General features: G+C 74.5%; 9 protein-coding genes and 1 pseudogene. 7 read left to right on the forward strand and 3 right to left on the reverse strand.

Translation table 11 applies throughout. The features are described from left to right. Positions 1-37: 37 nt before the first annotated feature. The 3 genes and pseudogenes from AACH10_RS15990 to AACH10_RS16000 form a co-directional block, all read right to left on the reverse strand. Positions 38-700: pseudogene (locus AACH10_RS15990) on the reverse strand (ABC transporter ATP-binding protein); the annotation flags it as partial. Beyond that, complete coding sequence (locus tag AACH10_RS15995) at positions 697-1,707, reverse strand: HlyD family secretion protein (protein ID WP_341411451.1); 1,011 nt, start codon at positions 1,705-1,707, stop codon at positions 697-699. The gene AACH10_RS15995 and the pseudogene AACH10_RS15990, both read right to left, overlap by 4 nt. Then, positions 1,704-2,417 (reverse strand): TetR/AcrR family transcriptional regulator, encoded by a 714-nt coding sequence (locus AACH10_RS16000; protein ID WP_341411452.1) that lies wholly within the window; start codon positions 2,415-2,417, stop codon positions 1,704-1,706. Before AACH10_RS16000 ends, AACH10_RS15995 begins: the two co-directional genes overlap by 4 nt. A 272-nt stretch (positions 2,418-2,689) precedes the next feature. Between AACH10_RS16000 and metX the strand changes: the two genes are divergently transcribed. The 7 genes from metX to AACH10_RS16035 all read left to right on the forward strand — a co-directional run bounded on the left by metX (position 2,690) and on the right by AACH10_RS16035 (position 14,962). Continuing rightward, on the forward strand, positions 2,690-3,826 hold the full coding sequence (metX, locus tag AACH10_RS16005) for a homoserine O-succinyltransferase MetX (protein WP_341411453.1): 1,137 nt from the start codon (positions 2,690-2,692) through the stop codon (positions 3,824-3,826). Continuing rightward, positions 3,823-4,401: a methionine biosynthesis protein MetW gene (metW, locus tag AACH10_RS16010; protein ID WP_341411454.1), complete on the forward strand. Its 579-nt coding sequence runs from the start codon at positions 3,823-3,825 to the stop codon at positions 4,399-4,401. The genes metX and metW overlap by 4 nt, the downstream gene beginning before the upstream one ends. A gap of 140 nt (positions 4,402-4,541) precedes the next feature. Continuing rightward, positions 4,542-6,581: a TonB-dependent receptor plug domain-containing protein gene (locus tag AACH10_RS16015; protein WP_341411455.1), complete on the forward strand. Its 2,040-nt coding sequence runs from the start codon at positions 4,542-4,544 to the stop codon at positions 6,579-6,581. A gap of 14 nt (positions 6,582-6,595) precedes the next feature. Further along, positions 6,596-7,174 (forward strand): TOL_0243 family YfiR-like periplasmic protein, encoded by a 579-nt coding sequence (locus tag AACH10_RS16020; RefSeq protein ID WP_341411456.1) that lies wholly within the window; start codon positions 6,596-6,598, stop codon positions 7,172-7,174. A gap of 59 nt (positions 7,175-7,233) precedes the next feature. Beyond that, on the forward strand, positions 7,234-10,083 hold the full coding sequence (locus AACH10_RS16025; RefSeq protein ID WP_341411457.1) for a response regulator: 2,850 nt from the start codon (positions 7,234-7,236) through the stop codon (positions 10,081-10,083). Then, positions 10,080-12,731: an ATP-binding protein gene (locus AACH10_RS16030; RefSeq protein WP_341411458.1), complete on the forward strand. Its 2,652-nt coding sequence runs from the start codon at positions 10,080-10,082 to the stop codon at positions 12,729-12,731. Before AACH10_RS16025 ends, AACH10_RS16030 begins: the two co-directional genes overlap by 4 nt. Continuing rightward, positions 12,728-14,962 (forward strand): putative bifunctional diguanylate cyclase/phosphodiesterase, encoded by a 2,235-nt coding sequence (locus tag AACH10_RS16035; RefSeq protein ID WP_341411459.1) that lies wholly within the window; start codon positions 12,728-12,730, stop codon positions 14,960-14,962. Before AACH10_RS16030 ends, AACH10_RS16035 begins: the two co-directional genes overlap by 4 nt. The last annotated feature ends 68 nt before the right edge of the window (positions 14,963-15,030 follow it).

Below are 15,030 nucleotides of genomic sequence, written 5' to 3' on the forward strand. Positions count from 1 at the left end.
GCACGAAGGCGTCTTCCAGGTCGGTGGCGCCGGCCTCGGCCACCACCTCGGCGGCTGTGCCCTTGGCCAGCAGCTGCCCGTAGGCGATGTAGCAAAGCTCGTGGCAGCGCTCGGCCTCGTCCATGTAGTGCGTGGACACCAGCACCGTGATGCCGTCGGCCGCCAGGCGGTGGATCTCGTCCCAGAACTCGCGCCGCGCCTTGGGGTCGACGCCGGCGGTAGGTTCATCGAGCAGCAGCAGGCGCGGGCCGTGCAGCAGGCAGGCGGTGAGCGCCAGACGCTGCTTCCAGCCGCCCGACAGCGAGCCGGCCAGCTGCTTCTGCCGGCTGGCCAGGCCCAGGCGGTCGAGCGCGGCGTCCACCGCCGCGCGGCGGCCCGGCAGCTCGAACAGGCGTGCCACGAAGTCCAGGTTCTCGCGGATCGACAGGTCGTCGTACAGGCCGAAGCGCTGCGTCATGTAGCCCACCTGGCGCTTGATCAGCGCGGCCTCGCGGCGGATGTCGTGGCCCAGGCAGCGGCCCTCGCCGGCATCGGGCTTGAGCAGGCCGCACAGCATGCGGATGGTGGTGGTCTTGCCGCTGCCGTTGGGCCCCAGGAAGCCGCAGATGCGGCCCTGGCCCACCGTGAGGTCGATGCCGTCGACGACGGTGCGGCCGTCGAAGCGCTTGGTCAGCCCGGTGACTTCAATGGCCTGGGTCATGACGCCCGCCGCACGTCCAGCGGCTGGCCGGGCTTGAGCCGCTGCGCATCGGCCGGCGTCTCGGGCCGCGCCTCGACCATGAACACCAGCTTGGCGCGCTGGGCGTTGGAGTAGATCACCGGCGGCGTGTACTCGGGCTGGGTGGCGATGCGCGTGATGCGCGCGGCGATCGGCGCACCGCAGCCATCGCACTGCAGGCGCACGGCCTGGCCCGGCTGCAGCGTGCCCAGTTCGGCCTCGGCCACCCAGAAGCGCGCCTTGATGGCGCCCGGTGGCAGCAGCGACACCACCGGCGCGCCGGCCGGCACCCATTCACCCACGCGGTAGTAGGTGTCGGCCACCTGGGTGCCGGGGCCGGCGGTGTCGGGTGCGCGCTGGGTCTTCTGTTCCAGCCGCCAGCGGCTTTGCGCCAGCACCTGCTCGGCGGCCTGGGCGGTGGCGCGGGCGGCGGCGCGCTCGTCGGGGCGGCCGGGCAGTTCGGCCACCTTCAGTGCGGCCTCCAGCTCGGCCACGCGGGCGGCCGATTGCGTGGCGGCGGCCTGCACATCGTCCAGCCTGGCTGGCGAGATGAAGCCCTGCGTCACCAGCTGCTGCTGGCGCGCCAGCTCGCTGCGCGCCAGCGTGGCGGCGGAGCGGGCCTGGGCCAGCTGAGCGCGGGTGACGGCGATCTCGTCGGCGCGGCGGCCGCTGTCGGCGTTGCGCGCGGTGGCCAGGCTGGCGGCGGCACGGGCGGCGGCCTCGTCACGCGCAGCGGCTTCCGATTGCGATTCCAGCGTGAACAGCGGCGCGCCGGCGGCCACGGTCTGGCCCGCCTGCACCGGCAGCGCCACCAGCGCGCCGCCCAGTGGCGCGGCCACGCGCACGTAGTCGCCCTCGGCGTAGCCGGTCCAGCCGCCGGGTGGCGGCGCCTGGCAGGCCGAAGCCAGCGCGGCCAGGATCAACACGGCCGGGGCTTGGCGGCGGCGCGGCGCGTGCGCCGGGCGGGCGGCGGGTGGGTGCACGTTCATCGGGCGGCTCCTTGAAGCGCGGCCAGCGCCAGGTCGATGCGGGTGGCGATGGCGGCATCGCTGCCCACGGCGGCGGCCACGCGATCGGCGGCGTCGACAGGGGCTTCGGGCGCGGCGCCCGCTGTGCGGTCCGGGGCGGGGTCGGGTGAGGCGCCTGTGGCCACGCCCGCCAGCCCGGCCATCGCCGGTGCCAGCGCGGCCAGCGTGGGCGCCACCATCAGCGGGGCCATCACCGCCCCCATCAGAAAGGCCACGGTGCCCAGGGGCGGACCGGCGGCGAAGCGGCCCTCGCGCTGGGCCTCGGCCACCAGGCCCAGCAGCAGGCCGAGGTGGCGCGGCATGTTGTCGCGCACGAACTCGGTGGCCACCGCCTCGCCGGCCGCCGCATCGGTGGCCAGGCGCACCAGCAGCGGCCGCTGTGCGCGCACGAACTGCGCCAGCGCCAGCAGCGTGCCGCGCAGCCGCGCCAGCACCGGGCCCTGCAGCTCGGCCTGCGCGCTCAGGCCGGCGAACAGCTCCTCGTACAGCTGCTGCAGCACCGCGCGCAGGAAGGCGTTCTTGCTCTCGAAGTGGTAATGGAACATGCCCGGCGCCACGCCCGCATGCTCGGCCACGCGGCGCTGCGACAGGCCGGCGCAGCCCAGCTGCGGGTACAGCGCACGGCCGCTGCGCAGCAGGGCCTGGTCGAGTTGCTGGGACGGGCGGGGCATGGCGGCCATTATTGGTCGATTGACCAGTAACCACCACCCCCCAGTTTTGCGCCAGCGCAAACAGTGGCCTGGCGGGCGGCCTGGCGGGCGCCCGGGCCGCGCCTTGCCGCAGGCGGTGCGCAGCGCGCCCGGACCCGGCTGGCTATACTCCGCCCCCACAGCGCCGATTTGTTCCGGATTGCGGGCGCTTAATCAAATGCCGCTAAAGAGGGACGCCCGACCCGGTGTCCGCTTTGCGGCGCCGGGTTTTGTCTTTTCGGGCACACGTATCCATGGCCTCCGTCGGTCACGTCACACCGCAGACCCTGCGCTTCGATGCGCCGCTGCCGCTGCGCAGCGGCGCCACGCTGCCCGCCTACGACCTGATGGTCGAGACCTACGGCACGCTCAATGCCGACAAGTCGAACGCCGTGCTGGTGTGCCATGCGCTCAACGCCAGCCACCACGTGGCCGGCACCTACGAAGGCCAGGACAAGAGCGAGGGCTGGTGGGACAACCTGGTGGGCCCGGGCAAGCCGCTGGACACCAACCGCTTCTTCGTCATCGGCGTCAACAACCCCGGCTCCTGCTTCGGCTCCACCGGGCCGATGCACACCAACCCGGCCACCGGCACGCCCTGGGGCGCCGACTTCCCGGTGATGACGGTGGAAGACTGGGTCGACGCCCAGGCCCGCGTGCTCGACCGCCTGGGCATCCAGCGCCTGGCCGCCGTGCTGGGGGGCAGCCTGGGCGGCATGCAGGCGCTGAGCTGGACGCTGCGCCACCCGCAGCGCGTGGGCGAATGCGTGGCCGTGGCCACCGCGCCCAACCTCAGCGCGCAGAACATCGCCTTCAACGAGGTGGCGCGCCGCGCCATCATCACCGACCCCGATTTCCACGGCGGCCACTTCTACGCCCACGGCGTGGTGCCCAAGCGCGGCCTGCGCGTGGCGCGCATGATCGGCCACATCACCTACCTCAGCGACGACTCGATGGAGGCCAAGTTCGGCCGCTCGATGCGCGAGGCCGAGCTGGCCTACAGCACCCAGGACATCGAGTTCCAGATCGAGAGCTACCTGCGCTACCAGGGCGACAAGTTCAGCGAGTACTTCGACGCCAACACCTACCTGCTGATCACCCGCGCGCTCGACTACTTCGACCCCGCGCGCGAGCACGGCGGTGATCTGGCCGCCGCCTTCGTGCCGGCGAGCGACATCCGCTTCACGGTGGTCAGCTTCACCACCGACTGGCGCTTCTCGCCCGCGCGCAGCCGCGAGATCGTCAAGGCCCTGGTCGACAACCGCATCGCCGTCAGCTACGCCGAGATCGACGCGCCGCACGGCCACGACGCCTTCCTGCTCGAAGACCCGCGCTACCACGGCGTGCTGCGGGCCACCTTCGAGCGCATTGCGCGGGGGATTGCGAAGTGACCGCCGAACTCGAAGTCATCGCCAGCCTGGTGCCCGCCGGCAGCCGCGTGCTCGACCTGGGCTGCGGCAGCGGCGAACTGCTGGCGCACCTGAAGGCCACCAAGGGCTGCACCGGCTACGGCGTGGAGTTGGCCGACGACAACGTGCTGGCCTGCGCCCGCCGCGGCGTCGAGGTCATCCAGCTGAACCTGGAAGAAGGCCTGGCGCTGTTCGACGACCGCAGCTTCGATGTGGTGCTGCAGCTGCAGACCCTGCAGCACCTGCGCAACACCGAGAAGATGCTGCGCGAGACGGCCCGGGTGGGCCGCATGGGCATCGTGAGCTTTCCCAACTTCGCGCACTGGCCCAACCGGCTGAGCGTGCTGCGCGGGCGCATGCCGGTGACGCGCGCGCTGCCCTACGAGTGGTACGACACGCCCAACATCCGCGTCGGCACCTTCGCCGACTTCGAGGTGCTGGCGCGGCGCAACGGCCTGCAGATCCAGGACAGCTTCGGCCTGCATGCCGGCCAGGTGGTGCGCCGCCACCCCAACCTGATGGCCAGCGTGGCGGTGTTCAGCTTCCAGGGGCGCTGAACCACGGGCGCGGGGCCTGGCCCGGCGCGGTGGCGAAAGTGCCAGAAATGACACATTCACCCATCGGGTGAGGGCGGCGCGCTCAATTGCGTGCGGCTGCGGCCGAAACAGCGGCGTACTGCGCCAATCGAGCCGCAACCATGCCCCTGCCTGCCTTCCGCCCCCTGCTCACCCGTCTGGCCGCGCTCGTCGCGGCCGCCTGCGCCGCCACGGCCCAGGCCGCCCCCGACAACCCCGCCGACCTGAGCCTGGAAGACCTGCTCAAGGTGGATGTGGTCACCGCCTCGCGCAAGGCCCAGGCGGTGCAGGACGTGGCGGCCGCGGTGTACGTGATCACGCGCGAGGACATCGAGCACTCCGGCGCCAGCAGCCTGCCGGCGGCGCTGAGCCTGGCCCCCGGTGTCGAGGTGCAGCGCCTGGCCAGCGGCCGCTGGGCGGTGGGCACGCGCGGCTTTTCCGGCCGCTTCGCCAACAAGCTGCTGGTGCTGATGGACGGGCGCAGCATCTACTCGCCGCTGTTCTCGGGCGTGCTGTGGGAGATGGAAGGCACGCTGATGGAGGACATCGAGCGCATCGAGGTCATCCGCGGGCCCGGTGCCGCGCTGTGGGGCGCCAACGCCGTCAACGGCGTCATCAACATCATCACCCGCCAGGCGCGCGACACCCAGGGCACCCTGGTGGCGGCCAGCACCGGCACGCTGGAACGCGGCTCGCTGGCGCTGCGCCATGGCGGCACGCTGCCCGGCGGCCACTGGCGCGCCTGGATCAGCCACCAGGACGCCAAGCACTTCGACGACCTGTCGGGCCAGCCCGGCCACGACGGCTGGCGCACCACGCGCGCCGGTTTCCGCGTCGACCGCGCACTGACCGGCGACACCACGCTCAGCCTGTCGGGCGGCCTGACCGACAACACCTCGGGCGACCGCTGGTACACGGCCAGCCTGGTCTCGCCCACCGGCGTGAACGTCGACGACATCGTGCAGCGCACCAACGCCACCCACCTGCTGGCGCGCGCCAGCCGCCTGGGCAGCGACGGCAGCGAGACCGTGGTGCAGGGCTACCTGGCAACCGACCGCGTGGTCGGCGGGCGCTTCTTCGACCAGCACCGCATGACCGTCGACCTCGACGCGCAGCACCGCCCGCGCCCCATCGGCCACCATGACCTGGTGCTGGGCGCCACCTGGCGCAGCTCGCACGACAGCGTGGGCTCGGGCCCCGGTCTGTTCGCCTTCGGCCAGCCGCAGCGCACCTTCACGGTGGCCAGCCTGTTCGTCAACGACGAGATCACGCTGCGCCCCGACACGCTGCGCGCCACCGTGGGCGCGCGCATCGAGCACAACAGCTTCACCGGCTGGGAGCCGCAGCCGCACCTGCGCCTGGCCTGGACGCCCAACCCCACGCAGACGCTGTGGGGCGCGCTGTCGCGGGCGGTGCGCACGCCCTCGCGCGCCGAACGCGACATCCAGGTCGACCTGCGCGCGGTGCCGGCCAATCCGCCAACCCCCCCGGTGCTGCTGCGCAGCATCACCACCGAGGCCCGGCCGCTCGACTCGGAGCTGATCGACGCCTTCGAGCTCGGCTACCGCCAGCAGTTCGGCCCCAGCGTGGCGCTGGACGTGGCGCTGTTCTCCAACCGCTACCACCGGCTGACCGGCGGCAGCAGCGGCGGTCAGAGCTTCGAGCTGGCCCCGGTGCCGCATGTGGTGCAGCTGCTGCTGCCGGGCAACGGCCTGCATGGCCGCACGCGCGGCGGCGAGCTGGTGCTGGACTGGCGCGTGCAGCGTGGCTGGCGCGTGCAGGCCACCTACTCGCATGTCGAGACCTCGGTGATGAGCAACAGCGCCGACCCGGTGTCCATCGGCTCGGCCGCGACCCAGGGCGCCGGCACGCCCGAGCGCCTGCTGTCGCTGCGCAGCACGCTGGCGCTGGGCGGCAACGTCGATGCCGACGCGCGGCTGCGCCATGCGTCGGCGATCTCGGGCGCGGCCACCACGCCGGTGCCGGGCTACACCACGCTGGACCTGCGCCTGGCTTGGCATGCGCGGCCGGGGCTGACGCTGGCGCTGATCGGCGAGAACCTGCTGCGCGCGCACCACCTGGAGGGCGCGCCCGAGCTGCTGCCGTCGCAGACGCTGCGCGTGCCGCGCATGGCCCACGTCAAGGCGCTCTGGCAGTTCTGAGCCCGCACCCGGCCATGAGCCACCTGCACAGGCTGCGATGGCGCCAGCAACGCTGGCGTGGGCTGCCGCGGCTGGCCGCCGCCTGGCTGGCGGCGCTGGCCCTGGGCAGCCCCGTCAGCCAGGCCCAGCCCGCGCTGAGCGACGCCCAGGCCAAGGCCGCGGTGCTGCTGAACTTCGCCCGCTACATCGACTGGCCCGAGCGCGCCTATGCCGCCAAGGACGGCGGCTTCGTGTTCTGCCTGGCCGGCCGCGACAGCCTGGGCGGCGCGGCCTCGGCGCTGGAGGGGCGCACGCTGCACAACCGCCCCACGCAGGTGCGGCGCGTGCTGGGCATCGAAGAACTGCGCGGCTGCCACGTGCTCTACATCGCCGAGGCCGAAGAACGCCGCCAGCAGCCGATGCTGCGCGCACTGGCCGGCGAGCCGGTGCTCACCGTCGGCGACGCGGCCGGCTTCACCGAGGCCGGCGGCGCGATCGGCGTGACGCTGGAGGACGGCCGCATCCGCTTCGACATCAACCGTGCCGCGCTGGACAGCGCCCAGCTGCGCGCCAGCGCCAACCTGCTGCGCCTGGCGCGCAGCGTGCGCCCCTGAGACACCATGCGCCCGAAACCTTCGCCAACGCCACGCGGACCGCAGGCCGGGGGACAGGCATGACGCGCTTTCGCGACCTGCCCATCCGCACCAAGCTGCTGGTGAGCATCGGCCTGGCCGCGGCCATCGGCCTGGTGCTGAACCTGGTGCTGTTCACCGCCAGCGATCTGCGCTCGCGCCGCGCGGCGGTGGAGTCGCAGCTGGCCAGCATCGCCGCCATCGTGGCCGAGACCAGCGCCGCGGCGATCCGCTTCGACGACCCCGAGGCCGCGCAGGCCACGCTGGTCGGCCTGAGCGCGCGCCCCGAGATCGTGGAAGCGCGCATCACCCTGCCCGGCGGGCGCGTGTTCGCGCTGTACCCGCGCGTGGTGCCGCCCGCGCCGGGCAGCGCCGGTGCCTCGGCGGCCGCGCCGGTCACGGCCGCGGTGCAGGCCGGCGACCGGCACCTGCTGCACCTGCGCCAGCCGGTGCGCCAGGACGGCGAGCTGATCGGCGAGGTGCTGCTGGTGGCCGACCTGGCCGGCGCCCGGCGCGACACGCTGGCCAGCCTGTCGGTGGCCTCGCTGACCTCGCTGCTGGGCTTTGCGGTGGCCATGGCGCTGGCCATGCGCATGCAGCGCTCGATCTCGCAGCCGCTGCTGCAGCTGGCCCGCGTGGCCGAGGGCGTGGCCACCGACGGCGACCATGGCCGCCGCGTGCAGCTGGACCAGCGCGACGAGGTCGGCGAGCTGGCCGCCCGCTTCAACGCCATGCTGGGCGAGCTGCAGTCGCGCGAGCAGGAGCTGCAGCAGCACCGCGACCGGCTCGAGCAGCAGGTGGAGCAGCGCACCGCCCAGCTGCGCACCGCCAAGGAGCAGGCCGAGGCCGCCAACGTGGCCAAGAGCCGCTTCCTGGCCAACATGAGCCACGAGATCCGCACGCCGATGAACGGCGTGATCGGCATGGCCGACCTGCTGCAGGCCACCTCGCTGACCGACACCCAGCGCCGCTATGCCGAGGCGCTGCGCCAGTCGGCCGAGGCGCTGCTGAGCCTGCTCAACGACGTGCTCGACCTGTCCAAGATCGAGGCCGACAAGCTGGAGCTGGTGGACGAGCCCTTCAGCCCGGCGCAGCTGGCGGAACAGGCCGCGCTGCTGTTCGCGCCGCAGGCCGCGGCCAAGGGCCTGGCCCTGGTGTGCCGGCTGGCGCCCGGCGTGCCGGCCTATGTGCGTGGCGACGGCCACCGCGTGCGCCAGATCCTCGCCAACTTCCTGAACAACGCGATCAAGTTCACCGAGACCGGGCAGATCGTCATCGGCCTGGAACCCATGCCCGGCGGCATCACAGGCGCCGCGCCGGGCAGCCGCGGCTGGCGCCTGTCGGTGGCCGACTCCGGCATCGGCGTCACGCCGCAGGTCAGCGCGCGGCTGTTCCAGCGTTTCATGCAGGCCGACAACACCACCACGCGGCTGTACGGCGGCACCGGCCTGGGCCTGGTGATCTGCCGCGAGCTGGCCGACCGCATGGGTGGCCGCGTGGGCATGGACAGCACGCCCGGCCAGGGCAGCGAGTTCTGGGTGGAGCTGCCCGAGCGCGCCTGCGCGCCGCCGCCCGGCGCCAGCCCGCCACCGCTGGGCCGGGCGCCCGCCGGGCTGCGCGTGCTGCTGGGCGCCGCCCACACCGCCACGCGCACCGCGCTGGCCGAGCTGCTGGCCACGGCCGGCGCCGAGGTCGTCGAGGCCCCCACCGAGGCCGACTTCGACCGCGCCATCGCCGGCGGCGGCCCGCGCTTCGGGCTGGTGGTCGTCGACAGCCTGCTGCCGGCCGCCGGCACCGCCGAGCGGCTGCGCGCGCTGCGCCAGCGCTGCGGCCCCGACACCCGCCTGGTCACGCTGGTGCCGCTGCAGGCCGGTGGCGACACCGCGCTGGACGAGCGCGAGGCCGACGGCGTGCTGCTGCTGCCGGTCACGCGCAGCGCACTGGCCCTGCTGCTCGAACGCCTGTTCACGCCGCGCCGGGCGCGGCGCAGCGGCGCCGCCGACGTGCCGGCCCACCACCTGCGCTTCGACGCCCGCGTGCTGCTGGTGGAGGACACCGCGCTGAACCGCGAGATCGCCGGCGCGCTGCTGCAGGGCCTGGGCTGCACCGTCGACACCGCCGAGAACGGGCTGCAGGCGCTGGAGCGCGTGGCCGCGCAGCGCTTCGACCTGGTGCTGATGGACTGCCAGATGCCCGAGATGGACGGCTACGAGGCCAGCCGCGTGATCCGCGCCCGCGAGGCCGCCGCCGGGCCCGGCACCGCACCGCTGCCCATCGTGGCGCTGACCGCCAATGCGCTGGCCGGCGACCGCGAGGCCTGCCTGGCGGCCGGCATGAGCGACTACCTGGCCAAGCCCATCACCGCCGCGCGCCTGGCCGAGATGCTGGCACGGCACCTGGCGCCGCTGCCTGCCACGGCCGCGGCCACCGCCCCGGCCGCGACCCCTGCGCCGGCACCCGCACCCGCCGAGGCCCCCGCAGCGGCCCCGGTCGCCGTGCCGGCCCCGGCAACCCCGGCCGCACCGCTGTTCGACCCGCGCGTGCTGTCCGCGCTGCCGATGGTGGCCGACGGCTCCGACCCCGGCTTCATGGCCCATGTGCTGCGCAGCTTCCTGCGCGACAGCAGCGAGACGCTGAACCGCTGGGCCGAGGCGCTGGAGGCCGGCGACAGCCAGACCGCGCTGCGCAGCATCCACACGCTGAAGTCCACCAGCGCCCAGGTCGGCGCGCTGGCGCTGGCGGCGCTGGCCGCCGAGGGCGAGGCGCGCATGCGCCACGGCCTGGCACCCGAGACCGGCTGGCGCGCGCGTCTGGCCGACACCCAGGCCAGCACGCTGCAGGCCATCGTGCAGCACCTCGACGCGGGCCGTCCTGCCGCCAGCCCCCCATGACGGCCCCCGCACCGGCCGAGGAGCCCACCCAGCGCCGCAGGAACGGCAGCGACGCGCTGCTGCGCAGCGCCTACGCGCACCTGCCGCTGAGCGTGACCTTCTCGCTGGTGGCCCTGCTGGTGTTCATGGGCCTGCTGGAGCCCTACCTGGCACCGCCGGTGTTCCACACCTGGGTGGCGCTGATGGTGCTGGCCGTGGTGGTGCGCGGCCTCAGCGGCTGGCTGTACCGCCGCCGCGGCTGGCCGGCCGGTACGCAGGCCCCGCCGGTCTGGCGCCGCGCCTACATGGCCGGGGCGCTGCTGTCGTCGCTGTGCTGGTCCTTCGGCCCCACCTGGCACCTGGCCCACCCCGACGCGCGCGGCGCCTCGGTGATGAGCGGCGCGCTGCTGATCGTCTGCGCCGCCGCGGTGCCGGCCATGGCCGCCCAGCCGCGCGCGCTGATGCTGTTCCTGGTCGGCGCGATGGCGCCGCCGGCGCTGGCCGCGTGGTTCAGCGGCGGCGCCGATGCCCGGCTGCTGGCGCTGGAGATGGGCTTCGGCCTGGGCGTGCTGCTGCTGGCGGCCGTGCGCATCGGCCGCACCATGGCGGCGCAGTACCTGACCCAGCAGCAGCTCAAGCAGACGGCGGCCCAGGCCGAGGCCATGCGCGCGCAGGCCGAGAGCGCGTCGCTGGCCAAGACCCGCTTCCTGGCCAACATGAGCCATGAGCTGCGCACGCCGCTCAACGCGGTGATCGGCGCCGCCCAGCTGCTGCGCGCCGAGGCCGCGGACGCCGAGCGCCAGGGCCAGCTGGTCGAGGCCATCCAGCAGGGCGGGCGCAACCTGCTCGGGCTGATCGAGAACATCCTCGACCTGTCGCGCATCGAGGCCGGCGCGCTGACCCTGAACGTGGCCGATTTCGACCTCGTGGAATGCGTGGAGGCGGCGCTGTCCACCGCCGCGCTGTCGGCGCGCGCCAAGGGCCTGGCGCTGGCCTGCGTGGTCGACCCCGCACTGCCCGCCTGGCGCCACGGCGACGCGGCCCGGCTGCGCCAGGTGCTGCTGAACCTGCTGGGCAATGCGGTGAAGTTCACCCTGCGCGGCGAGGTGGTGCTGCGCGTGCAGCCCGGGGCCACGCCGCAGTCGGTGCGGCTGAGCGTCAGCGACACCGGCGTGGGCATGCCCGCCGACACCCTGGCGCGGGTGTTCGAGCCCTTCCGCCAGGGCGACGAGGGCGCCGACCGCCGCTTCGGCGGCAGCGGCCTGGGCCTGGCCATCGTGCACCAGCTGGTGCAGGCCATGGGCGGGCAGGTGCAGGTGCGCAGCCGCCCCGGCCTGGGCAGCAGCTTCACGCTGGAGCTGCCGCTGCCGGTGGCCCAGGCGCCCGTGCCCCAGGCGCCGCGGCTGGGCCACCGCGTGGCCTTCGTCGAGCCACACGAGGCCAGCGCCGAGGCGCTGCAGGCCCTGCTGCAGCGCCTGGGCTGCGACGCGCGCCGCTGCCGCGACGGCCACGAACTGCGCACCTGGCTGGCCGGCGCCCCACCCGACGCGCCGCCGGCCTGGCTGCTGCTGGCCAGCGACGCGTCCGAGGCCGACGAACTGCTGGCTGCTGCCATCGACTGGATCGAGCCCGAGCGCGTGATCTCGCTGGCCGCCGAGTTTTCGCTGGAGGCCAGCGCCGCGCGAGACAGCCTGCGCATGGCCAGCGAGCTGCTCAAGCCCGTGACCCGCGCCGCGCTGGCCGGCCGGCTGGGGCCGCGCGCCCAGGTCCGGCCACCCGCCTCGGCCGCGGCCGAGGCGGCGCCGCAGGCCCTGCTGACCCAGGAGGCCTATGAACGCCTGACCCATGTGCTGGTGGTGGAGGACGATGCGCTGAACCGCGCCATCGTCAGCGGCCTGCTGGTGCATGCCGGCTGCCGCGTGACCGAGGCCGGCGACGGCCCGCAGGCCCTGGCCCGCCTGGCCGCGGCGCGCCGCGTCGACCTGGTGCTGATGGACTGGCAGATGCCCGGCATGGACGGCCTGGAGGTGACCCGCCGCCTGCGCCAGGGCGAGGCCGGACCGGCCGGCCGCGACGTGCCCATCGTGGCCCTGACCGCCAACGCCTTTGCCGAGGACCGCGCCGCCTGCCTGGCGGCCGGCATGAACGACTTCCTGACCAAGCCGGTGCTGGCCACCGCGCTGCTGGCCGCGGTGGCGCGCTGGACGCCGTCGGCGGCCACGGCCACGGCACCGCCCGCACCATCGGCCCCATCGCCCCCATCGGCTCCATCAGCCCAGCCGCCGGCCGGCGGCCCGCCGGTGTTCGACCCCGGCGTGCTGGCGGCGCTGCCGATGGTGGCCGACGGCTCGGCGCCCGAGGTGGCCGACGAGCTGCTGGCGATGTTCGACACCACCACCGCCGAGGCGCTGTGCGACATCGACCGCGCGATCGCCGACGCCGACCTGCCGCGCCTGCAGCGTCTGGTGCACACGCTCAAGTCCACCAGCGCCAGCGTGGGCGCGCTCGAGCTGGCGGCCCTGGCCGCCGGCGCCGAGGCCGGGCTGCGCCGCGGCGAGCCGCCCGCCGCCGACCTGGGCCAGCGCCTGGCCGCCGCCTGGGGCCGCCTGCAGCCGCAGCTGCAGTCGCGTCAGCGCGCCGCCGCCCCCACACTGGAGGCCCAGCCATGAACGCGCCTGACCGCCTGCTGCAGGCGCTGTCGGGCCTGGGCCCCGACGGCCAGGCGCCCGCGCCGCAGCCACCGCGCCTGCTGCTGGTGGACGACGATCCGATGCTGCGCCACATGGCTGCGCGCACGCTGCGCCACGCCGGCTTCACCGTGGTGGACACCGCCGACGGCACGGCCGCGCTGGCCGCGTTCGCGGCGCAGGCCTTCGACCTGGTGCTGCTGGACGTGATGATGCCGGGGCTGGACGGCTTCGAGACCTGCCAGCGCCTGCGCGCGCTGCCGCGCGGCGCACGCGTGCCGGTGATCATGCTCACCGGCCTGGACGACACGGCCTCGATCGAGCAGGCCTACGGCCATGGCGCCACCGACTTCATCACCAAGCCGATCAACTGGACGCTGCTGTCGCACCGCGTGCGCTATGCGCTGCGCGCGGCCGAATCGGCCGGCACGCTGAGCCTGGGCCGCGAACGCCTGGCGCGCGCGCAGCGCCTGGCCGGCATGGGCAGCTGGGCCTTCACCGCCGACGGCCGGCTGGAATGCTCGCCCGAGCTGGCCCGCCTGTACGGGGCCGACACGCCCGACCAGACCCACTGGTTCTCCACGCCCGAGGCGCTGCTGACCCGCGTGCTGCCCACCGAGCGCGACGCCGTGGCCCAGGCGCGCCGGCGCCTGCTGGACGAGGGCCGCAGCTACCAGATCGAGTACCGCATCGAGCGCCTGGACGGCCAGCTGCGCACGCTGCACGAGCAGGGCATGCCGCTGCAGGACGAGAGCGGCCTGCGCCTGGGCGTCGAAGGCATCACGCAGGACATCACCGAGCGCGTGCAGGCCGCGCAGCGCATCCGCCAGCTGGCGCACTACGACGCCGTGACCGGCCTGCCCAACCGGCAGTTCTTCGCCGAGCTGGCCGCCCCGCTGCTTGAGCGCGCGCGGCGCCAGGGCCTGCACTGCGCGGTGCTGCACATCGACCTGGACCAGTTCAAGGCCGTCAACGACGCCTTCGGCCATGGCGGCGGCGACCAGGTGCTGCAGTGCCTGGCCGAGCGCCTGCGCGGCTGGATCCGCGGCAGCGACCTGGCGGCCGCGCGCGGCCCCTGCGAGCCCTGCCCCGGCACCGACGCCGATGGCGGCGTGGTGGCGCGCGTGGGCGGCAACGCGTTCACGCTGCTGATCACCGACCTGGCTGGCCAGGCCCCGGCCGCCGCCGTGGCCCAGCGCCTGCTGAAGGCCGTGGGCCTGCCGATCACGCTGCCCGGCGTGGCCGCCCCGCCGCTGGTGCTGAGCGCCGGCATCGGCATCGCGCTGTACCCCGGCGACGCGCCCGACCTGGCCGGCCTGACCCGCTGCGCCGAGCAGGCCGCGTACGCGGCCAAAGCCCGCGGCCGCGGCCAGCTGCGCTTCTTCGACGAGACGCTGGACGCCCAGGCCGCCCAGCGCCTGCGCCTGGAGGCCGAGCTGCGACGTGCCATCGCCGGCGGCGAGCTGCGCCTGCACTACCAGCCCAAGGTGCTGCTGGACGCCCAGGGGGGCGCCGGTGGACGCATCGCCGGCGCCGAGGCCCTGGTGCGCTGGCAGCACCCCGAGCGCGGCCTGGTGCCGCCGGGCGAGTTCATCGCGCTGGCCGAGGAGACCGGGCTGATCGCCCCGCTGACCGACTGGGTGCTGGCCGAGGCCTGCCGCCAGCTGCAGGCCTGGCAGCAGGCCGGCCTGCCAGTGCCGGCGCTGGCCGTCAACCTGTCGGCCCCCAGCTTCGCCGACCCCGGCCTGGACGAGCGCCTGACCGCGCTGCTGGCCGCCCACGGCCTGGCGCCCGACCGCCTGGTGCTGGAGGTGACCGAGAGCCTGCTGATGCGCGAGCCCGACGCCACCGCGGCGCGGCTTGCCGCGCTGCGGGCACGCGGTTTCGGGCTGGCGCTGGACGACTTCGGCACCGGCTACTCCTCGCTGAGCTACCTCAAGCGCTTCGCCATCGACGAGCTGAAGATCGACCGCAGCTTCATCGTCGACGCCGCGCAAGGAGGGCGCGACAGCGCGCTGGCCAAGGCCATCATCGCGCTGGGCCGCGACCTGGGCCTGCGCGTGGTGGCCGAGGGCGTGGAGACGCCCGAGCAGGCGGCCTTCCTGCGCGGCCACGGCTGCCTGTACCAGCAGGGCTGGCTGTACGCGCGGTCGCTGCCGGCCGACGGCTTCGCCGCGCTGCTGGCCGACGGCCGGCCGCTGGGCCCGGCCTGATCCGGCCCGCGCCGCGCTTGTCCGCGATTTGCGCGCCGCCAGCGGTGCTGTTCGCCGCATGCGCGGCA

Origin of the sequence: Pseudaquabacterium inlustre (genome assembly GCF_038066595.1) — a bacterium.
GTDB lineage: Bacteria > Pseudomonadota > Gammaproteobacteria > Burkholderiales > Burkholderiaceae_C > Pseudaquabacterium > Pseudaquabacterium inlustre.

Coding starts and splice junctions, on each gene's coding strand:
- AACH10_RS15995 (WP_341411451.1), bottom strand. CDS start 1,707: ATGAACGTGCACCCACCCGCCGCCCGCCCGGCGCACGCGCCGCGCCGC.
- AACH10_RS16000 (WP_341411452.1), bottom strand. CDS start 2,417: ATGCCCCGCCCGTCCCAGCAACTCGACCAGGCCCTGCTGCGCAGCGGC.
- metX (WP_341411453.1), top strand. CDS start 2,690: ATGGCCTCCGTCGGTCACGTCACACCGCAGACCCTGCGCTTCGATGCG.
- AACH10_RS16015 (WP_341411455.1), top strand. CDS start 4,542: ATGCCCCTGCCTGCCTTCCGCCCCCTGCTCACCCGTCTGGCCGCGCTC.
- AACH10_RS16020 (WP_341411456.1), top strand. CDS start 6,596: ATGAGCCACCTGCACAGGCTGCGATGGCGCCAGCAACGCTGGCGTGGG.
- AACH10_RS16025 (WP_341411457.1), top strand. CDS start 7,234: ATGACGCGCTTTCGCGACCTGCCCATCCGCACCAAGCTGCTGGTGAGC.
- AACH10_RS16030 (WP_341411458.1), top strand. CDS start 10,080: ATGACGGCCCCCGCACCGGCCGAGGAGCCCACCCAGCGCCGCAGGAAC.
- AACH10_RS16035 (WP_341411459.1), top strand. CDS start 12,728: ATGAACGCGCCTGACCGCCTGCTGCAGGCGCTGTCGGGCCTGGGCCCC.